The organism is Streptomyces sp. TRD_SC_5 (assembly GCF_056836825.1).
The window spans coordinates 6992106-7012752 of the sequence record NZ_JBWZZS010000001.1 but is presented as its reverse complement, the minus strand read 5'-3'; the positions used below and the strand labels follow the sequence as shown (position 1 = coordinate 7012752).

Genomic DNA, 20647 nt, shown 5'->3' with positions numbered 1-20647 from the left:
CGGAGAGGTCCGGTTTCCGGGGACACGGACGACGACGGCCCATCGGTCTCGTTGTGTTGGTACAGGAGAGGGGATGTTCAACGCACCTGGCAAGGACCAGCGGCCGGAAACGCCTAGAGATCGCTGATCAGCTGAGCGCTGCCGGAGCCGAGTTCAAGAGTCCCGGAGCAGGGTGTCTTCTCGCGGTAGCGGGCTCCTGGGATGCGGGCCTGGGAGCGAGTCAACAGCTCGATTACGCGGTCGTGGTCCGTGTCGGTGTGAGCATCCCAGATGAGCCGGTCCGGGCGGGTGGGGTGGCCGGTGACCCAGGCCGGGCTGAGGTCGAAGCGGTACCACAGTGGCATGGCACGCATCAGCAGTGCGCTGCGCAGCGGCGTGCTGGCGGTGTACGCCCAGCACGCCTGGTGCGCGGCTTCCTCGTCGGTGAGACCGTTGTGACGCCACAGCGGCGAGCGCCCGTCCTTGTGATGCCAGTCGGTCTCCTGCCTGAAGACCATGCGCGCGATGTCCATGCCGTGCCAGCGCTGCGAGTCCACGAGGTCGAGGCGCGCTCCTGTGGGGAGGTGGAACAGGCGTACCCGTCGGCAGGTGAAGTCGATCAGCCGGAGGCCGGGGATCCCGCACACACCGTGGTCTTCGTGGAGGAAGGGCAGGATGCGGCTGGCGACGCGGTAGGCCGTGTTGGTGTGAACCTCCAGATGGCCGGGCTGGTGGCAGATGACGTTCAGGTAGCCGCTGATGCTGGCCATCGCGCTTTTTCGCGGCTGTTCCAGGGGGTGCGGGTGCTCACGGGTACTCATCAGGCACTCGAAGAGGAGGGCTTGGAAGGCGAGTTGCCCGCGGTCGGTGGGATCCAGGGCGGGACGGCCGCCCTTCGCCTGAAGACGTCCCAAGTACAGAAGGCGCGCGAGTTCCTTGCTGATCCGCTTGTTGGTCGTGTGCGGCATGGGGTTCCTGCTCCGGCTGCCCCCGGGCGGCAGCCGTGGAGGAAGGGCATGCACGGACACCGAGAAACACATGATGCGGGACCGGGCATGCCACCCTTGAGACATCTGCGACTCCACCCGGGCGGATCGCTCGCCTCCAGACCGTCCCTGGCCTGTCAGGTCGACAGTAGCGGACCAGGCGCGGCAGACCACGCAACGCGCCGGGCGACAGACGGCACCGTCCCCCAGCGGCACGGCGAGTGGTCCGTCGTCTCAGCGTGCGGCGCGACGGCCCGGCAGACGCGCAACTGGCTGAGCGCGCCGAGGTCTACGGCCGCGCCGCCCATCCCACCCGTCCCTTCCTCCTTCCCTCCGGGCAGAGGGACATGGGGAAAAGGCGCCCGCCCGGATCAACGAACACGAGATCGTGCTGGAGTGACCCTTCATCCCGGCCTCCTGAGGACAGCTCCCCTGCAGGGGGAGACAATCTCGTCGCTGATCTGCCGTATCGCGAGCCGCTACGGGCTGGAGGCCAGGGCGTTGCGGTCCTGCTGGAAGTGGCGCAACCACCAGCCTGCGCACGTAGGCGGAGGCGCGCGGGGCGACGCCGAGGTGTTGCTGAATGCGGCCGGACGGCAGCTTCTGGAAGGCCTGTGCGGCGTTGAGGGAGACGTGCTGGCGCGGGCGTTGCTGTCCTGGGGACAGGAGGACTCCAAGCTGCCCGCCACAGAGGACGGAGTGCCGGCGGCGGCGTGGCGGATCGGCGGCGCGGTCGCCGGGCCGGTGGCATTCGGCTGCCGCCTGTGCACAGCACGGCGTACGGGAACCATCGTGCGGGTGGTGCGGTATGCGCCGCGGTGGGATCGGGTGTGTGTGCGGCACGGGCGGTGGCTCCTGGACGCGGACGCCGACCAGCCTCTCGAGTATCTGGACGTGCGGCACCTGCCGGAGGTGGCCGCGGCGCAGCGGCGGTGGGCCGGGGTGGCGCGGCGGGCCGTGCGGGCAGGGGCCGAGCCGGAGCGGGTGTTCGCTTTGGCGTATGCGGTGGTGGCGCGGTGGTGGGAGCAGGCTTTTGGCTGGGAGCGGGAGAGTATCTGGCCTCGGCGGCTGCATCAGGTTGCGGGCGGGGATGCCGGAGGTGATCTGGGGTGGTGGCGGATCGTGGGGCGGGACGCTGTGGTCTTCCCTGAGGTGGTGGCGGTCGCCGATGCGCTGCTGGATCCAGGCATGGGTGAGCTGGTGTGGGTGGACAGTGGTGCGGGGCGGCCGCGGGCGTTGCCCGCCGACGGGATGTTCTGCCGCCGGCTCGGGGAGCGGGTGGGGCGCGCGTGGCTGGGGCCGTTGGCGGCGACGGATCACGGCGGTCCGCTGATCGCGTGGATGGGCAGCGTCATCCGTCAGCGCCGTGGAGCCAGCGGCCCGGCCGGGTATGCGGACGATCCATGGTGGGTGCGCCGGGAGCATCAGCCAGTGACGATGGCCGGGCAGTTGCGGGTGCTGGGCAAGGAGCAGCGGGCGCCGGGGTCGGGGACGATGTGGCGGGCGGTGGTGCCGCCCGAGCAGCGGGCGCGGATCGGCAGTTGCATCGACAGTGCCGAGGAGCAGCTGCTTCAGCTGCGCGGGGTACAGCGCGGGCCGACCGCCGAGGTCGCCCGGCATCTGCTGCGTGGTCTCGGTCGCAGTGCCGGTCTGATCGAGGCGGCCTGGAAGCGGACCGCGGTGGCGGCGGTGAACGGCGGGGTGCCGCTTCAGGAGGTGGCCGGGTGGGTGGACATGTCCGCCGAGACGCTCAGGAGCGTGCTGACGGTGGGCAAGCAGGAAGACGGCAGCTGAGAACGGTGCGTTGACGGGTGCGTTGGCTGTTAGCTGATACGGCACTCGTTTGTGGCAGAAATCCTGAAAACGGCGGCACCTGCCGGCGGGAGCGGCTTGGCTGACGCAGGTGATCAGCGCAGGAGAGGCCCGGCCCGCGGGCCGGGCAGGGCGAGTGGCCGTGGGGCGTGGGAGCGGGTTCGAGGCGGTCTTTCTCGACCCGGTGGGGCAGGCGGTCCAGCAGCGGTGGGCGGATGCCGTCATGACCGTGGCGTTCGAGGAGTTGGCACCGGTGTCGGCGTTCCCGGTGATCCCGGGGCGGCGCTGGGGGCCGGGTGTGTGGTGGTCGGCGACCACCGGGCGGCATGTGGCCGCGGGGTCGAACGCGATGCGTGCTCAGCTGATGGGCCTGGACCGCGACCCGCACGTGACAGGGCTGGCGGGGCGGCCGGTGCGGCTGCTGTGGCGTGAGAAACGGGGCCGGGTGCGTTCTTGGGTGCCGCAGCTGTTCGCCCGATACCGCGACGGCACGGGTCTGCTGGCCGACTGCCCCAGTCACCCCGATGCCGGCGGCGAACGCGCTGTGAAGGCAGCCGAAGCGGTAAGCGAGGCGTGTGAGGAGATCGGCTGGGCCTACCGGCGCCTCCCTCCGCTGGGTGACGTGCTGGCGGCCAATCTGAAATGGCTGGCCGGCTACCGCCATCCCCGCAACACTGGCCGCCCCGGCCTGACGCCCGCGGTTGTGGAGGCGTTCGCGCGGCCGCGGCCGTTGATCGAAGGCGCCGAAGCGGTCGGCGACCCGATCGAGGCCCTCCCCGCTGTCTTCCACGCCCTCTGGCACGGACGGGTGAAGGCAGATCTGGATACGCCGCTGCACGAACGCGTCCTCGTCGGCCCTCCGGGCTGGAGTGGTCCGGGCAAGACGGGAAGTGCCGAGTGACCGCGCGACGCAATGCGCGGCCGGCGGTGAAGGTCGGCGCGCATGTCCGTTTCCGCGGTGAGAAGTGGCAGGTGGTCGCCCTGTCCGGGCAGGTGATCCATCTCGTCGGCCCGGACGGTGGCGGTGAGGCCGTGCTCGCCGGGTACCTGTTCGCCGACCCCGGCTTCACCGTCATCGGGGCCGACGTACCCCAGGCCGCCCCGCAGTGGGGGCTGTTCGAGACCGCGCCCGCCGCGGCGCGCGAGAAGGCCCTGGCCTGGCAGCGGCACGTGAGAGAAGTCGAATGCGGTCTGGCCGACGGGCCCGGCAGCGGTGGGGTGGTGCGGCCGCAGTACGACCCCGCACGGCACACGCTGGCCGAGCGGGAGCAGGCCAAGGCCGAGGAGCTGACCGCGCTCGGCTTCGGCCGCGTCTCGCGCACCACAGTGCAGCGCATGCGCCTGGCCTACCGCAAGCAGGGCCTGTGGGGGCTCCTCGACCACCGCACCACCCGGGCCTACAGCCCCACCGGGCGATCCGACGAACGGGTCGTCGCAGCCGTCCGCGAGGCACTGCGCCGCCAGCGCGGCCGCTCCACGGGCACCATCAACGGCCTGTTCCCACTGATCGGCCAGATTCTGGAGGACCGGCACGGTCCGGGGACGGTGCCCGCGCCGTCCCAGGCCACGCTGTACCGCCTCGTCACCACACTCGCCCGCCCCGGCGAACTGCCCTCCGGACCCGTCCGCCAGATGCCCGCCAGCTTCGAGGGGCGGGCCTTCACACCTGCCACGGCGCTGCGGCCCGGCGAGCAGGTCCAGATCGACACCACCCGCCTGGACGTCCTGGCCCTCTTCGACGACGGCCGTCTCGCCCGGCCCGAACTGACCATCGCCATCGACGTCGCCACCCGCTCCATCCTCGCCGCCGTGCTGTGCCCCAGCGCGACCAAAGCCGTCGACGCGGCCCTGCTGCTCGCGGAGATGGCCGTCCCGCACCCCGCCCGCCCCACCTGGCCGAACATCCTGCGCATGGACCGCGCCGCCACCCTGCCCCATCACCGGCTGGCCGCGCTGGACGAGCGCCTGGCAGGGGCGGCGGCCCGGCCGGTCGTCCTGCCCGAGACGATCGTCGTCGACCGGGGCAAAATTTTCGTCTCCCGGGCGTTCACCGCCGCCTGCGAGAGCCTCGGCATCAGCGTCCAGCCCGCCCCGCCCCACGCCCCCACCGCCAAAGGCATCGTCGAGCGCGCCTTCGGCACCATCAACCACCTGTTCTGCCAGCACCTGCCCGGCTACACCGGCTCCGACGTCACCCGCCGCGGCCCCGACACCGAAAAAGACGCCTGCTACAGCGTCGCCCAGCTGCAGGACCTGCTGGACGAATGGCTGGTGCACTACCACCACCGGCCCCACGAAGGCCTGCGCCACCCGATGATGCCCCGCAAAGCGCTCACCCCGAACCAGATGTGGGCCGCCCTCGTCGCCGTCGCCGGCTACGTCGCCGTCCCGCTGACCGGACACGACTACCTCGAGCTGCTGCCGGTGCGCTGGCAGACGATCACCGCCTCGGGCATCCGCATCCACCACCGCACCTACGACCACGATCTCCTCGCGCCCCACCGCGGCCAGCCCTCCCCCGTCGCCGGGCGAGGCGGGAAATGGGAGATCCACTGCAACCCCCACGACGTCCGCCAGATCTGGGTCCGCCTGCCCGACGGCGAACTGACCGAAATCCCATGGATCCACCGCGACCACGTCCACCGGCCGTTCGACGAACGCACCTGGCAGCACATCAAAACCCTCGCCCTCCACGGCAACCACGGCGATGCCGAGCAGTACGAAGCCGGCCTGGCCGACGCCCTCGACCAGCTCATGCGCCGCGTCCACAGCGGCCACGCCACCAAGGCCGAGCAGGCCCTCCTGGCCCGCACCACCGCAGTCCCCCTCCCCACAGCCCGCCAACCAGGACACGCCACCGCACGGCCCGCCGACATCCCGGCGCAGCAGGGTGCCGAAGGCGAAGACGACAGCATCGATGACCTCGACGACCTGCCCGATGACGACACCCCCCGCGCCACGGCCACCGGATTCGGGCTCTATGACGCACACGAGGAAGCCGACAAGTGGTGAACACCTCGCACCCCACAACGCCGAACCCGAGCAGCGCACCAGTCGGCACGGGCGACAGCGACACAGCCGAACCGTCCTGGCCGCTGACCACCTGGCAGGGCTGGCACCAGTTCGCCACCACCGACCCACCCGCCCCGCCCCAGCCGGACGACCCGCCCCGCAGCGTTGAAGAACGCCTCGCCTACCACTCCGCGTTCGTCACGATCCGCACCCCCGCCATCAGCACCCTCGCCACCCAGGTCCGCACCCTGATGATCCTCGGCCGTCACCAGCAGACCACCGCACGCCCCTCCCTGATCGTCACCGGACCCGCCGCGGCCGGAAAAACCACCGCCCTCCTTCATGTCGGCCGGGCCTGCCACCTCGCCCACACCCGCAAAAACCCTTCACCGCCCAGGTCAGCCCGTGCCGCGGTCCCCGTCGCCTACGTTCTCGTCCCGCCCGGCGCCACCGCGAAAACCCTCATCACCGAGTTCGCCCGCTACCTCGGCATCCCACTCACCACCCGCATGACCCAGACCCAGATCACCGACGCCGTCTGCCACACCTACACCCAAGCCGGCGTCCAACTCGTCCTCATCGACGAAATCCACCGCCTCAACCCCCGCACCACCACCGGCGCCCAAACCGCCGACCTGATCAAAGACCTCACCGAACGCCTCCCCGCGACATTCGTCTACGCCGGCATCAACGTCACCGACACCCCCCTGTTCACCGGCACCCGCGGCGCCCAACTCGCCGGACGCGCCACGCTCGTCGACTGCGGCCCCCTCCCCGCCCGCCACGGCACCCGCCACCCCTTCCGCGACGTCATCACCGACATCGAAAACAACCTCGACCTCCAACACCACAAACCCGGCACCCTCCCCCGCCATCACACCTACCTCCACCAGCGCACCGCCGGCCGCATCGGATCCCTCACCCGGCTCATCCGCCAAGCCGCGATCACCGCCATCAGCGACGGCACCGAACGCATCACCAAAGCCGCCCTCGACGCAGTACGACTCGACCACCTCGCCGAAACCCACCACCGCCCCCGCACCCGCTAACCCCGCCCGCCAAGCAGCAGAACAGCCCTGACCAGCACAAACACCGTCCGGGCCTTTACACGCTAGAACTACCTACAACACACCCAACCCCACTCAGCACACAACACACAGCTCCAGCTCACACACCCCGACCACCCCGATCGAACCGTCAATTCTGTCTCTCAGCAAACCAGCAACACACCAGGCCAGCCAGCGCCCCGCACACCAACAAGCCCCCCTTCCAGCGTCAGGTGAGGTAGCCGTAGGGGCCGTTGTCAGCCCGCAGGTCCGAGTACCAGGGCGTGGGTGGGGGTGCGCCAGATGCGGTGCGTCAGCGCGGGCCCGGTGACCACGGCTTCGGATGACAGAATCGTCCGCTCAGGGCCTGTGCCGAGGTGCTCGGTCACCGCCTGCGCTGCCTGTGCGAGCACAGTCTCGCAGTCCTGGTGAGCCGGGTCGGCGGCCACTCCAGCCGGACTGCTGCTGCCAGTCGTCCATGAGACCGCACAGCCACGATCCGTTGATCGCAGCATCGGCACAGCTGCGGAGAAGTTTTCACGGCTGCCGTACGCGTTGGGCTCCAGCGGCTCGGGGGGGCTGAATGCGCCCGTCCGGCACGCCCCCTGCTGACCGTAGGAAGCTCCCAGAGCCCGAGCGTCTGGAAGACGGCCCCGGCTCGGTGTGTGACTGTCCAACTAGCCCAGGTCGTTTGCGAACCGGGCACCGCTTCATCCGCGGGCGGGATCGGCGCGGCCCGGGGCGCGGCACCCGCCTTGCCCACATGCCGCCTGTCTTCACCTGCGCGTGGTAGACGTTGAGGGCTACGGCGTACGGCAGGTTCGCCGTCGCGTCCAGCACTGCCAGTGCTTCGTCGATGTGCTCGGGTGTGCTGTCGTGCCACTCGTACGCGTCGTCCTCATCGTTGACCATGTACGCGACATGGCCGGGCCGGGGCCACGGCGGACCAACCCATCGAGGTGAGGGCGCCGAGAACGACGCGTACGGTGGTCGGTCGCGTGAAGGTGAAGTCGATGTCGGCGTCTCTGGATCCCACGGGATCTCCATGCGGCTTGAGTGATTGGGCTCGTGTACTCGCGGCCCCCGCTCCTTCCACAGCTGCTTCGGCCCGCCGACGGTGGAGGTCTGCGCCCGGGTGCCGCGCCGGCGCAGGTGACGCACCGCCGCATACCGCCCCCGCACTTGATCGGGGAGCAGAGGCCGCACAGGCACATGGGGCTCGGAGACGTCGGAAGCGGCGGTACTCACCGGCCCGTCATCACCCACCCCCAACAGCCCCCGCGGCGAAACCCGGCACGGAGGTCGCGGGAGAATGCAGAACCCGCAGCGTGAGTTTCAAGATCCGCTTTGCCCGCCTCCACATCGGCTGGCTGTCAGTCGATGACCGGCGCCCCGCCGGGGCCCACAAACTTCGTCCCAACAGCCTTGATCACCCAGTGCTGTGCTGTGCGGGTCGTCGCCCGTCACCGGCAGGGACTTGGTGAGTTTCTACTGCTCAACCGAGTGGATTATGACCCCTCTTCGTAGCTCTGAGACTCCCTCGCCATGGAACTGAACTCTTGCCGAATGTGGTGGATCCAGGAATTCCACGCGCTTGCCATATCTCTCGATAAAATCGAGGGATACTTGCAGCGTTCCTGCAAGGTCGGTGCGAGCAGACTCGAATGAAAACAGCTGTCCAGAGCGAATTATTCCGCCCACGCAGCGCACCACGCAGACAGCGTTTCGACTGGTCGTTTCCTCGACGGCATAGATCTGGATCCTGTCAGGACTTGCCACGACTGTAACCCTCCGCCACGAACTGGGAAATTTGCTCTGGTGAGAGCTTCGGTATATCCCACTCTAGGGCATCCGATATTCCCTCGTACGACTTGATTCTGGGAACATGGACGCCCATCTCGGCAAGGATCTCGTGTGCTGTGCCCGATGGGATCTCGAGGGCTCTCCTAGAGAGCTCCGAAGCAGGCAAACCCACTGCGACTTCAGCCTCAGCCCTAATGATTCCTCTCATGGTTTCCACTCCGTCGAGCGCGCTACGAGGTATAAGCTGTACCACCGCATCCCCATATTGCTCCGAGTGTCTTGCGAACGCGGTCGCAACACCAGGGTCCGTTGAAGTGGGTGTAAAATCTGATGCCTGGGCCCCTGAACTGCCGTCAAACCCCCGTGTGGTCCCTCGAAATAGATGTTCTTCGCAGGCAGAAAGGCCCAGTGGATCGATTTGAGCGTATGGATTCTGGACATAGGTTGAGGGGTTTGGAGCTGGCGCGAGGCCGAGCGGGTCGGGCGTGAGGTATCGCGCCGTTTCAGGGTCGTAGTGGCGGAAGTAATTGTAGTGAAGGCCCGTCTCTGGATCAAAGTATTGACCTGGGAAACGCAGTGGGGTGTACGCGGTCGCGCCCCTGTTCCAGGCCGTCGTACCCCATAGCGTGCTGCGTGTCCGCCACGCGATGTCACCCTGTTCGTCGACGAGTTCTGTCGGAGTGCCAACGAGGTCTGTGACGATTGCGTAGAAGCGGGAGTCGATTTCCTCCTGGGAGGTACCGGCCGACGCGGTCTTGCGTTCCGTTTGAGTCTGGGGGCGTAGGCCCTGGTGGTCCCAAGTGAGGGTAAGCCCGACCGATCTGGTGCCCGGTGTGTGTGTCGTCTGTTCACACAGCGTCGTGCCGTCCCAGGTGAAGTCGACCTGTTCCGTGATCGTTTCGGAGCCGTCTGCCGCGAGGCGCTGTTTCGTGATGCGGCGGCCCAGTGGGTCGTACTGGTAGCGCCAGGTCGTGCCGTCCGGTGTGAGGACCGAGACCAGTCGGTCCTCCGCGTCCCACGTGTAGCGCCAGGTGTCCGGCTTGCGGGACAGGCGCGGCTTCTGGCGGAGTGTGATGCGGCCCGCAGTGTCGTGTTCGTAGCGGACTCCGCCCGCCGTGCGGATGCGTGTCCCAGTGTAGGTGCGTGGGCCCACCGCTTCCTGGCCCGGCATGGCGACCGGCCACGATGCCGAGGTCTGGTTGCCCGCCTCGTCGTATGCGTATGTCTCCGTCCAGCCCGCCGCGTGGACCGCGGTGACCCGGCCTGCCGCGTCCAGATCGAAACGGCTGGATCCGTTGAGCTGGTCATCGATTCCGACCAGGTTGCCGTCCGGGCGGTACGCGTAGGCGCGCTGCTGGATGCGCTGGTCGGCCGAGCCGACAAGCTCCTGTTTAGTCAGGCGGCCGAGGCCGTCGAAGGCGCTGGTGACGGTCAGAGATCCGGCGAGGTGACGGGAGAGTTCGCGGCCGGCGTTGTCGTACTCGAAGGTCAAAGTCCGACCCGAGGTGGCCAGTTCGGTGCGGTTGCCTGCCGCGTCATAGGTCCAGGAGCTGACCGCGCTCGTCGGGGTGGTACGGCCGGTCCGGCGGCCCAGCACGTCGTAGGTGTACGTCACCGAGCGGCCGTTGACCGTCTCCGCCAGCAGGCGGCCTGCATCGTCCCGTTCCAGGGTTAGGGCCGCATCCTGTCCGGTCGCCTGGGCCAGGCCGCCCGTCAGGTCGTACCTGTACGTCGTCACCGCGCCCGCCGCGTCCTTCGTCACCGTGCGGCCCAGCACATCCCGCTCGAAGCGGATCACGGAACCGGAGGCCGTTGTCCGCATCGTCAACTGGCCTGCTGCGTCATGGGCGTATGTTAGAGCGCGGTCGTCGAAGTTCGTCTCGGCTATCAGGCGGCCAGCCGGGTCATACTCGTAACTCCAGGTCAGCCCGCGGGGGTTGGTAACCTTCCGGAGCTGGAGTTCCGTGTCGTGCTCGAACTCATAGCGAACCCCGTCCGGGCCCGTGCGAGCCGACATCAGGTCGAAGTGCGTGTACTCGAAGGTCGAGACCGCGCCCGTCGCGTCCGTGTGCGACGTGCAGTTGCCCTCGCCGTCGTACGTCCATGACTCCGTGGTGCCGTCCGGAGCGGTGCGCCGGGCCAGCTTGCCCTCGACCGTCCAGTACATCCGGGTCGTCGCGCCCAGCGGGTCAGTGACTGCGACTGGGCGACCGAATCCATCCCGCTCATAGCGCGTCGCAGCGCCCAGGGGATTGGTGGCTTCCAGCGGAAGGCCGGCCGCGTTGCAGCGGACCGTGGTCCTTGCACCCATCGCGTCCGTCACCCCGGACAAGTGGCCCAGGTCGTCGTACGTGAAGCGGGTTGTGGCCCCGGAGGAGTCCGTCTGCTCCGTGCGGTTGCCGAACTCGTCGAAAGACTGGGCGAGGTGCGTGCCGTCGGCGCCGGCTATGGAGACGGGCATGCCTTGGTCGTTGTAGCCGACGCTGCTGTAGCGGCCGTCGGGGCGGACGACCATGACCGTGCGGCCGGCCTTGTCATAGCCGTAGCTGACCGTACGGCCAAGTGGGTCGGTGATGTTCAGGGGGCGGTCGTATCGGTCGTACGTGGTGTGAGTAGTGGCCTCGTCTGGGGCAATCTCTTTGGTGACCTGGAGATCACGGTTGACGTGGTAGCGCGTGCTGTGGCCCAGAGAGTTGGTCGCGGTGATGACACGGTTGCCGGTCTCGGGGTCGGTGTCGTCGTAGGTGAATGTGTTGCGCAGGTGGCCAGCCTCGCCTGACTGAGAGATACAACGCGCCTGGTCGTCGTAGACGTAGTGGTATGACGAGTTGTTGGTGTCAGTCCAGGCGGTTATCCGGCCGAGTGAGTCGTTGGTGAAACGGGTCGGGATGCCAGAGGATTTGGTCACCGTCGCCAAGTGGCCGTATTCGTCGTAGCCGAAGCGGACCAGCTCTTGGTCGCCGCCGTTCTCTGACGCGTGGGCGAGGTGCAGGGCGGTTATTCGGTCCTCAGCGGTTGTGATCTTGAGGTGATAACCGGCCGAGTGCACGATTGCTGTCGGGGCACCTTGGGTGTCGTACTCGAAGGTGAGCCACTGGCCCGAGCGGTCGATGACCTGGGCCAGGAGGGCGATGCCGTTGCCGTCGCCGCCCGGGGCGGCGAAGTCCCATATTCGGCCGCTCAGCTCGTCGGTGACGGTGTAGTCGCCGTGGGCGTCGATGGTCAGCGGATAGCGGCCACCTTCCAGGGGCAGGGTCGGCACGCCGGGGACGGGATGGGGGTAGGCCAGCATGGCCCCGTTGTCACGGATGAAGATGACGCCTTCGGCGTCGATCTCCAGGCGCTGGTCGGCGGTGGAGGTCCAGTGGGGGCCGAACCAGCGGCCTGCCTGGTAGGACGACTCGAACTGACGCGAGAAGACCAGCGGCAGCTTGGCGGGCAGTGACAGGTCGGTCTGCGGCAGTGCCATCCGGCCGGTGGCCATGTCGATGGGGTCGCCGAACCACTTGCATTTCAGTTCCCTGGAAAAGTCCTTGAGCGCCCCGCCGACACCTCGGCGTGCGGCACCCGTGCCCGCTCCACGGGCCGCTCCCCGGGCGGCGCCCTTGGCCAGCGCGCCCGCGCCCTTGGTTCCGATCAGGTTGGACAGGAATCCGCCGGCGGCGTCTCCTCGGTCGCTGGACCACCCGGAGCCGATGATGCCCTTCGGGATCCGCTCGGGATGAGCCACCGTGCCGAGCAGGTTCATCGCCAGCGCATGGTGCTGCCTGCTCCACTCAGCGGGGTGGGTCAGGTTGTAGGGATCCAACGGGTTGAGCGTGCGCGCCATCACCACCGCTTCGCCCGCGCCCTTGGCGAAACCGCCGGCCAGGTGCGCAAGTTCCATGCCCGAGCTCAGCACATGGTCCTTGGCCTCGGCACCGAGCCGGTCGCTGAACGCCGGCTTTCGCGGCGCCTGCTCCAAAGCCTGCTTGACGCGCACATACGCGTCGCGTGCCGCCTCGCTGCGCTGGCGCCGGGCTTCGGTCAGGATCGACTGCGCCTCGCGGCGGGCCGCCTCGCCCGGGTCCTGGAAGCTGCCCGGCTGGGTCGGTTTGGGGCCCGGATCACCGCCCGTCGCGGCAACCTCGTTGTACTGGGTGGCAGCCTGGTTGTACTGGGCGACCTGCGCGTCATACACCTTGGCCGCACTCTGACTCGCCCGCTGAGCACTCTCGTACGCCTCGATCGCGGCACAAGCCTGCCCCTGCGCCCAGCTCACCGCTTCCCCGTACGCCTTCAGAGCCTTGCCGGCCTCCTCACACGAGTCGGCCGCCTTCAACCACGCCGGCGGCTGCATCCCGAACTTCTCCCGGAACGCGTCACCCGCCTTGCCCTGCCAGGCACCGCTGTCCAGGCCACGCAAACCCTGACCGACCGACTCGAACGCCCTGCCGAAGTCAGCCAAGTGGGACGCCCGCGCCTGAATCGCCGGGGCGCTGCCGTGGATGAGTTCCTTGGGGTCGTCACTCTCGCCCAGCTGCCGCTCGGGGACGTCGCCCCCCAGGCGGTTGCTCACACCTTCGCCGTAGTCCCGTACGCCCTCGGCGATCCGGTCGGCGCCCACCGAGGACAGCCCGTCGGCCACCTTGTCCGCGACCCGGTGGGTGGCCTCGCCGACGCTCTCCTTCACGGAATCAAGGGCACCCTCGGCCCTGGCGCCGATGGTGTCGACACCGCTCTTGATCGCGCCGCCTATATCGGGCAGGTCCAGCCCCATCAGCGCTCACCCCCCGCAGAACCCTCGGCAGGGCTCTGCTCGGCTTCGGGCGGGCCGTCCCACTGCCATTCGGTGTCCTCCTGCCACGGAGTCCACGGCGAGGTTTCGACGTCCTCCACCAACTGCTCGCTGGCCGCGCTCTTCTCCTTCTCGGCCTCCACGAAGGACTCCACGCTGTAGTCCGCGTCCATCACATGGCCGATCACGTTGCCCTGGAGCATCGTGTCCTTCACGGACGTCTTCTCAATCTCCTCCTGAGTGGCGTACGGGTTGCCGCCGACCTGATTCCACACCGTCTTCAACGTGTTCGCGGCATACCGTTCCTGCTCGTGGTACAGCCCTGCGTTCAAGCCGAGCCCGAACGCGAAATCGCTCGCGTCCTGCATCAGCGTGCGTACTCCCCAGCCCCACCGGTCGCAGAACTCCGCGAAAATCTCCTGCAGCGCCCTGTCACCCAACTCCAACCCGGCCAGCTCCAGGTCGTCGAAGCCCCGCCCCAGATTCGCATCGACATCGAGCCCGAGCTCCTTCAGCTCGTCCATCGCCAGGTTGATGCCCTTGGTGATCTCACCCAGCGACTCGGTATCCGCCCGGTACCCGCCCCCGTCGCTCATACCGCAGCCCCCGCCCCATCCAGCGCCACCGCGTCCGGCACAATCCCGGCCACCGGCGGCAGCATCATCGGAGCCGCGCCCGCCACATCGACCGCGACGCCCACAGGCTCACCGATATCCGGAATCACCTGATCCAGAAGCCGGGCCCCGAACACCGGCACCCATTCTTCGATGACCTCGCCCCGCTGCCCGGCGAAGGACTCCAGCGTCTCCATGCTCGTGAAAGCGAACAACCAGCGGACCGACCCGGTCGCCACCGACAGCAATGCCCCGTCGACCACCGGCACCATCACCTCACTGCGCCGGAACTCCCCCACCAACGTCCTCAGATCCCCTGATCCGGTCCGGGCCAACTCCGTCAGCCGCAGCGCCAACGCCTCAGCACGCATACCCGGCACCCCCGTTACTCATTGCGTACGCGAACCTGCACGGTAACCGACCGGTCCGACAACCCTCCAACAGCGCCAGACACCGGACACCCAAGATGGCGCAAAGAAGCCAAGAAACGTACATGCCTGCGCCTTGCTCCACCAGCACGGAGCCCCTTCACCTCGGCAATGGCGCACTCCACGCCTTGCCTGAGGCCACGGTTGGGCCACAAAGACGTGCCCGTGACATCACGAGATGGACGCAACCACGCAGACCACCCTCGGTAGTTGCGTTTGAAACTAATCCGTCGTGCGAGGAAGCTGTGCGATCAAACGGCTCCGAATAACCCATGCCTCATCGGCGCCCTCATGGCCTGCCGAAACGCCCCCGGGCTGGGTACACCGCAACGTGGGCCAGGAGCCGTTCGGGACAACCCAAGGGATAGGCCGTCAGCGAGGGCGCCAGGTTCGGATCGCAAGGTGCGTGATGTGGGCGTCTTCGTGAATGCGGCCGGTCTCGAGGAGCAACCGGTGGATGGCGGCCGTGACGTCACCGCCCGCTGCATCGACGCGCTGGGCAAAGTCGATGGCGTCGAAGCCTCCGGTAGTCGCGGATCCGTACGAGCGCTCCTCGGTATGGTCGGCGCGTTGGATGACGTCGCGGCGGATGCCGGGTCAGTCGGTTCGGCTGCCGGAGGCAAGGGTGTAGCCGCTCTTGGGCATGCGGACGGTGAAGGCCGGGCGCTGGCCTCGGCGGGCGGCTTCGGCGATCAGGGGGCGTAGGCGCGCGGAGGCTTGGCTTGGACGCCGGCTCAGCCGGTTCCGGTGCCGGTGGGGGTGATGAGAACGGCTTTGGTGCGGACTCGGGCGCGGGTGCCGGTAGCGGTGGTGCGGCGGGTGATGTGGGGGGGCGGCGAGGGCGGCGAGTTCGCTGGTGTCAGTGATGCCTGCGGTGTGGACGGCGCTGAGGGCGGGGACGAAGGCGGCGCCTTTGCCTCGTGTGTAGAACTGCGAGACGAGTGAGGGATCGCGGTTGATGATGCGGGCGATGTCGCGTTTGGTGAAGCCGGCGGCCTGGAATTGGTCGGCGAGGCGGGCGGTTTCGTTGAGTTGGCGGGCGGCGGGTCGCCGGTTGCGGGGCGGCATCAGACTTCCCCACGGGAGGTGTTCTGGAGTGCGGTGCGTCCGGCTCGCGCAGGGCCAGCAGGTGTTCTTCGGTGGGGGGCGGGAATGGGGCCGGTGAGGTGCCGCCACGCCACCTACCTCCACCAACGCACCGCCGGACGCATCGGAAGCCTCACAAGGCTCATCCGCCAAGCCGCTATCACCGCCATCCACGACGGCACCGAAAAGGTCACCAAGCCCCTGCTCGAACACATCCGCCTCGACCACCTCGCCGAAAACCACCACCGCCCCCACACCCCTACCCGGCCCCGCCCTCGCTGACCAGGCAAAACACACCCCGATCCTTTACACCCCGAAACCCGCCCACAAAAAGGCCCTCACTCAGCCCCAACTCCAGGCCAGCCCACCCCTACGCACACCACACCCGTTCTCAACCAACCCACAACACCCCAGCCCACACACCAAACAACACCCAAAAAGTGACAACAGGGCCTTAGAAGCCGTTGCTCTATCGATCATGACGAACGCCGGTTCGGGTGTGGCGGCTCGGTCGGGTGATGTTCTGGTGAGCCGGGCATGAAAGCAGGGCCTCCCGCACAGCTCGTGGGTGTCGAGTCCAGAGCAACAGGAGGCCCTGCGTGGTGCAGTCTTTCGTGTCGGTGTCCGCTGCGTCCAACTCGCTTGCCCGGTCGTGTGATTGTCTCGCGCACGTGTACGGGAACGCGGGTGACCGCCCTGAGCGGCAGCGCTTGTATCCCTCGGACATGACGGACGCCGAGTGGGCCGAGGTTCGTGCCGCGTTGCCAGTGCCGGGCTGGCTGCAGGGTCGGGGCGGCCAGCCGGAGGGTTATTGCCACCGGCAGATGGTCGACGCGGTCCGCTACCTGGTCGCGGGCGGCATCACGTGGCGGGCGATGCCGGCCGACTTCCCCGCATGGGACCGCGTCTACGCCTTCTTCCGACGCTGGCGCGACAAGGGCTGGATCGGCGAACTGCACGACCGGCTGCGCGACAGGGTCCGCGAGGCGGCCGGCCGCGATACCGAGCCGACAGCGGGCATCATCGACGCCCAGTCGGTGAAGGCCGCCGCGTCAGTGCCGGCCGCGACCAGGGGCTTCGACGGCGGCAAGAAGGTCAACGGACGCAAGCGCCACATCGTGGTGGACACCCTCGGGCTGCTGCTGACCGTCGTGGTCACGGCAGCTTCCGTCACCGACCGGGAGGCCGGGCAGACGCTGCTGGCCCGGCTGCGCAAGCGGCACTGGCGCCTGACGCTGGTATGGGCCGACGGCGGCTACACCGGCCACTTGGTCGACTTCGCCCGCAGCGTGCTGCGGATCGCGCTGACGGTGGTCAAACGCAGTGACGACGTGTCCGGGTTCGCCGTGCTGCCCAAGAGGTGGCTGGTGGAGCGCACGTTCGCGTGGCTTATGCGCTCACGCCGCCTGGCCCGTGACTACGAGACACGCACCGACAGCGCCGAGGCGGTGATCCGGTGGTCGATGAGCATGGTCATGAGCCGCCGCCTCGCCCGGCGAAGGCACTGAACATCCCCGGGCTCTCCTCGGTCAGCCATCCCCGCGCGGCTAGGCGCTTCGCCTTCGACCGCACGCCCTCGACCTTCACGGGAACCGGCTCCAGGTCGAGCGCCGCGGCGAGCTGTCGGCAGTCCATCGCGCCGCCACCCGATCCGTCCCGGCCGGCCACGATGCCCATGATCCGCCGGTAGTCCGGCGCAAGCACGGCCGGGTCGAGCCCCTCGCGCCACACCGGCACCACCGAACCTGGCACGGCACCCGCGATCGGCACAGGACGCTCGTCGGATACGGCGGCACCCGATGCTTCCTCACGTTCGCGCGGCTCCGCCAGAATCTGACCGACCGTCTCACGGGCGATCACGAACCGCTGCCACGCGGCCTCCGCCTCCCGCAGTTCGGCCTGGAGGACCTCCACCCGCTGCCGGGCAGCACGCTCTCGCTCTTCCAGCAGCCCCATCACCGATGGCATCCGGAACCTCCACCACAGAGACGACACGACACGTCATCCCTGCCGCCGAGGCGCCGATCTCATTCCTGACCAGCGGAAACGCAGCGATCACCTTCGGAAAGACAACGGGTTCTGAATCCTCATGCCTGCTGATCGCCTCGCCCAGGGCTGGTGCCCGCCCGGGCGATGAGCAGGGCTACGTCGTCGTGATCACCCTCGGCACGCAGGGTGTGCAGAAGCAGGTCGCAGGTGGCGTCCAGCGAGCGGTCAGGGTCGTCGAGGACGTCGAGGAGAGCGTCCAGGCGTGCGTCGATCGGCTGGTCGCGTGTCTCGACCAAGCCGTCGGTGTACAGGACGAGCTGGTCGCCCGGCCCAATGTCGATGGAGGTGGTGTCGAAAGAGATGCCGCAGCCGCCCAGGGGTGCGCCGGTCGGCAGGTCGAGTAGCTGGCGCGTGCCGTCCGGGCGGAGGAGGACCGGCGGCAGGTGCCCGGCAAGGGAGACGTGGCACTGCGCGGTGCGGGGGTCGAAGACAGCGTAGACACACGTGGCGATGGTCTCGAGACCGTCGGTGATGTGGTCGAGGTGGTACAGGACCTGGGCGGGAGCCAGGTCGAGATCGGCCAGGGTTCTGGTGGCGGTGCGCAGCTGTCCCATGGTGGCTGCGGCCCCGACGCCGCTGCCCATGACGTCGCCGACGACGAGGGCGGTCTTGTCGCCGTTCAGGGGGATGACGTCGAACCAGTCCCCGCCGATCTCCATGGTGGCCTGTGCGGGGCGGTAGCGGAAGGCGATGTCGAGACCGGGTCGCTGTGGAGGGGGATGGGGCAGGAGGCTGCGCTGGAGGGTGAGGGCGGTGTGGCGTTGTTCTTCCATGGCGCGATGCCGGTCGGTGACATCAACGCTGGAGGTGGCCACGCCCAGCACTTCCCCGTTGGGGGTTTCGAGCCGGTAGAACGAGATCGACCAGGCGTGTTCTTTGTCCGGGTCGGCTGCCGTCCGGCCGACGGTGTACTGGTCCAGGATTGGAGCCCCGGTGGTCAGGACTTCGCGCATGGCTGCTTCGAAGGACGGGTCCAGGGAGGGAAGCACTTCGTGGACGTGCCGGCCGACATGCTCGGCGGCAGGCACACCGTTCATCCGCTCCTCCGCCGGATTGACGGAGATGTACCGGAGATCGGTGTCCAGCATGCCCAGCCCGATCGGCGACTGGGACACCAGCTGGGCTGACAGCGCCAGGTTCCGCTCCACCTGCCGAAGCGTCGCCTGGTCCGTGGCCAGACCCAGCGCCCAGTAGTCGCGCTGGTCGTCCTGCAACCGCATGTTGCGGAACTCCACCAGGCGCGAGCTGCCGTTCTTGTGCCGGACGGGAAAGGCCCCCGCCCAGCTCTCGCCGTCCTCCATGACCCGGGCGAACAAAGCCAGCACCGTGTCCAGGTGCTCCTCGTCGATCAGCAGCTGGCCGGCGTACTGGCCCAGGGCCTCCTCGGCGCTGTAGCCGAAAAGGATCTCGGCCTGCGGGCTCCAGAGATCGATCCTGCCCTCGGCATCGAGGAGGACAGCGGCCACGTTCAGCACATCCAGAAGGCCACCCGGCCCGGACGCAACCACACCCGCCGTACCAGGATCGCCCCGAAAGGGTTCGGTCACACCCATACTCAGGCTCCTTCCGGCCGCCGATCGGACTACCGCCTGCCGGACCTGACCATGGGCTGGCGTCCGTGCCCCGGCCACCCCATCGTCCCCCTCCCCCACCCGCACGTGCACGCCCACAGCTGCGCGAAAGGCCCGCTGAGAGTGGAACCCTGCTTGGAGGGCACGACGCGGGCCTCAACCGGACTGATCCGCGGCGTCCCGTCCCGGCATGCCATGAGGCCGGGCGCACGGGGTGAAACCGGTCGAGCGACGCCGCTTGGACGTGGCAGCAAGCCGCTGTGTTCCGATCGCGGACTGACGCTGCCCGCGATTCCCGCGTGTGGGACCTCATGCCCGTTGGCATCTCGGAGGGCTGTGACCTGCGTTGCTCCCTCCTCGCCGTGGCACGTGCAGACGGGCACTGAGGCTGTTGAGCCGGGTTTTGACGCGGGTCCGCGTAGACACCGGTCATTGGGGAGCACCGGTCTCAGGATGAGTCTCCGTAGCGGGTGGCAATCGCGATGGCGCGGTTGCGTAGGGCGGTGCGCAACGACTGCGGGGCCAGGGCTTCCGCGTCCGTACTGAGCTGCCACAGCGCCCATTCGGCGTGTCGTGAATCCTGGAAGGTCACCTCCAGCCGCAACCAGCCGTCCGCGTCGGGTTCTTCTGCGCGGACGGCCAGCGCGGTGTCCAGCAGCTCCTCCCGCCGCGCCGGGTTCACCCGTACCAGCGCGGCGATGTGGTCGCCGCCGGAGAGAAACTGCGCGGAGCGTTCACGCCAGATCCGGTCCAGATCGACCCGGTTTGGTCGCTGTGCCGTTTCGGGGAGTTCCTCGGCGGCCAACACCCGCGACAGCCGGTAGGTGCGGTCCGCGCCGGATCTTGTGGCCAGCAAGTAGCCCCGGTCACGTACGGTGACCAGGCCGATCGGGTCCACCGTGCGCCACTGTGGTGTCTGGCCTGTGGCCGCGTAGTGGATGCGCAGCTTGTGTCCGGCGAGCACCGCGCGCCGGACCTCGATCATGGTGGTGTCGGGTACCTCCTCAGTGAGCAGCCGACGTGAGAGCAGGTCGGTCTCCGGGTCGACGAGAAATCGCTGGACCGCGTCGCTCGCGGTGGCCCGGTGGCTTTCGGGCAGCGCGTCGACCACCTTCCGCATGGCCGAAGCGAGCGCCGAGGCGAGGCCGAATACCTGCTCGCCGCGCCCCGATCCGGCGGTCAGCAAGGCGAGGGCCTCGTCGTGGTTCAGGCCGGTGAGCTCGGTCCGGAAACCGGGCGACAACGCGAACCCGCCGTGGCGGCCGCGTTCGGCGTAGACCGGGACGCCGGCCGAGGACAGCGCCTCGATGTCGCGCAGCACGGTGCGGGTGGATACCTCCAGCTCCCGGGCCAGCGTGTCCGCAGTCAGCCGACCGCGCTGACGCAGCAGCAGCACCAGCGAGACCAACCGGTCGGCACGCATGCGAGAACTTTAAGGGAATACATGACCGAGGGTGTCGTGATTTGTTGGGAGGCTCGTTGAC

At 68.4% G+C, this 20647-nt stretch carries 14 protein-coding genes and 1 pseudogene; 6 read left to right on the top strand and 9 right to left on the bottom strand.

Features of this window, described 5'->3' with window-relative positions; genetic code table 11:
• Positions 1-113: 113 nt before the first annotated feature.
• Positions 114-947 (bottom strand): hypothetical protein, encoded by an 834-nt coding sequence (locus AC1P0E_RS32030; protein ID WP_482745595.1) that lies wholly within the window; start codon positions 945-947, stop codon positions 114-116.
• 414 nt (positions 948-1361) lie between these two features.
• On the opposite strand from AC1P0E_RS32030, the gene AC1P0E_RS32025 reads away from it, so the two are divergent.
• From AC1P0E_RS32025 to AC1P0E_RS32010, 4 genes are all read left to right on the top strand, one after another.
• Positions 1362-2759: a DNA-binding protein gene (locus tag AC1P0E_RS32025; RefSeq protein WP_482745594.1), complete on the top strand. Its 1398-nt coding sequence runs from the start codon at positions 1362-1364 to the stop codon at positions 2757-2759.
• Between the two features lie 109 nt (positions 2760-2868).
• On the top strand, positions 2869-3678 hold the full coding sequence (locus AC1P0E_RS32020) for a TnsA-like heteromeric transposase endonuclease subunit (RefSeq protein ID WP_482745593.1): 810 nt from the start codon (positions 2869-2871) through the stop codon (positions 3676-3678).
• Positions 3675-5789 carry a Mu transposase C-terminal domain-containing protein gene (locus AC1P0E_RS32015; RefSeq protein WP_482745592.1) on the top strand — a complete coding sequence of 705 codons (2115 nt, stop codon included), beginning with the start codon at positions 3675-3677 and terminating at the stop codon, positions 5787-5789. The genes AC1P0E_RS32020 and AC1P0E_RS32015 overlap by 4 nt, the downstream gene beginning before the upstream one ends.
• An 83-nt stretch (positions 5790-5872) precedes the next feature.
• Positions 5873-6838 (top strand): TniB family NTP-binding protein, encoded by a 966-nt coding sequence (locus AC1P0E_RS32010; RefSeq protein WP_482745974.1) that lies wholly within the window; start codon positions 5873-5875, stop codon positions 6836-6838.
• A 254-nt stretch (positions 6839-7092) separates the two neighbouring features.
• Here the strand turns inward: AC1P0E_RS32010 and AC1P0E_RS32005 are convergent, their stop codons facing one another.
• The 5 genes from AC1P0E_RS32005 to AC1P0E_RS31985 all read right to left on the bottom strand — a co-directional run bounded on the left by AC1P0E_RS32005 (position 7093) and on the right by AC1P0E_RS31985 (position 15525).
• The gene (locus AC1P0E_RS32005) at positions 7093-7248 is read right to left on the bottom strand and encodes a hypothetical protein (protein ID WP_482745591.1); all 156 of its coding nucleotides are present in this window, start codon (positions 7246-7248) and stop codon (positions 7093-7095) included.
• A gap of 1352 nt (positions 7249-8600) precedes the next feature.
• On the bottom strand, positions 8601-13397 hold the full coding sequence (locus AC1P0E_RS32000) for a putative T7SS-secreted protein (RefSeq protein WP_482745590.1): 4797 nt from the start codon (positions 13395-13397) through the stop codon (positions 8601-8603).
• Positions 13397-14011, bottom strand: a complete 615-nt coding sequence (locus tag AC1P0E_RS31995; protein WP_482745589.1) for a hypothetical protein — start codon at positions 14009-14011, stop codon at positions 13397-13399. Before AC1P0E_RS31995 ends, AC1P0E_RS32000 begins: the two co-directional genes overlap by 1 nt.
• Entirely contained in the window at positions 14008-14400 is a 393-nt protein-coding gene (locus tag AC1P0E_RS31990) for an SseB family protein (protein ID WP_482745588.1), read from the bottom strand. The genes AC1P0E_RS31995 and AC1P0E_RS31990 overlap by 4 nt, the downstream gene beginning before the upstream one ends.
• 654 nt (positions 14401-15054) lie before the next feature.
• Positions 15055-15525, bottom strand: coding sequence for a hypothetical protein (locus AC1P0E_RS31985; protein WP_482745587.1), 471 nt, complete (start codon positions 15523-15525; stop codon positions 15055-15057).
• 102 nt (positions 15526-15627) lie between these two features.
• Here AC1P0E_RS31985 and AC1P0E_RS31980 point away from each other — a divergent pair.
• Positions 15628-15825, top strand: a pseudogene (locus AC1P0E_RS31980) (ATP/GTP-binding protein); the annotation flags it as partial.
• Positions 15826-16268: 443 nt separating this feature from the next.
• Positions 16269-17051, top strand: a complete 783-nt coding sequence (locus AC1P0E_RS31975) for an IS5 family transposase (RefSeq protein ID WP_482745586.1) — start codon at positions 16269-16271, stop codon at positions 17049-17051.
• On the opposite strand, the gene AC1P0E_RS31970 is transcribed toward AC1P0E_RS31975, so the two are convergent.
• From AC1P0E_RS31970 to AC1P0E_RS31960, 3 genes are all read right to left on the bottom strand, one after another.
• Complete coding sequence (locus AC1P0E_RS31970) at positions 17017-17511, bottom strand: hypothetical protein (protein WP_482745585.1); 495 nt, start codon at positions 17509-17511, stop codon at positions 17017-17019. The two genes, AC1P0E_RS31975 and AC1P0E_RS31970, sit on opposite strands and share 35 nt — an antisense overlap.
• 119 nt (positions 17512-17630) lie before the next feature.
• Complete coding sequence (locus AC1P0E_RS31965; protein WP_482745584.1) at positions 17631-19145, bottom strand: SpoIIE family protein phosphatase; 1515 nt, start codon at positions 19143-19145, stop codon at positions 17631-17633.
• Positions 19146-19611: 466 nt separating this feature from the next.
• Positions 19612-20586, bottom strand: a complete 975-nt coding sequence (locus AC1P0E_RS31960) for a helix-turn-helix transcriptional regulator (protein WP_482745583.1) — start codon at positions 20584-20586, stop codon at positions 19612-19614.
• Positions 20587-20647 lie beyond the last annotated feature (61 nt).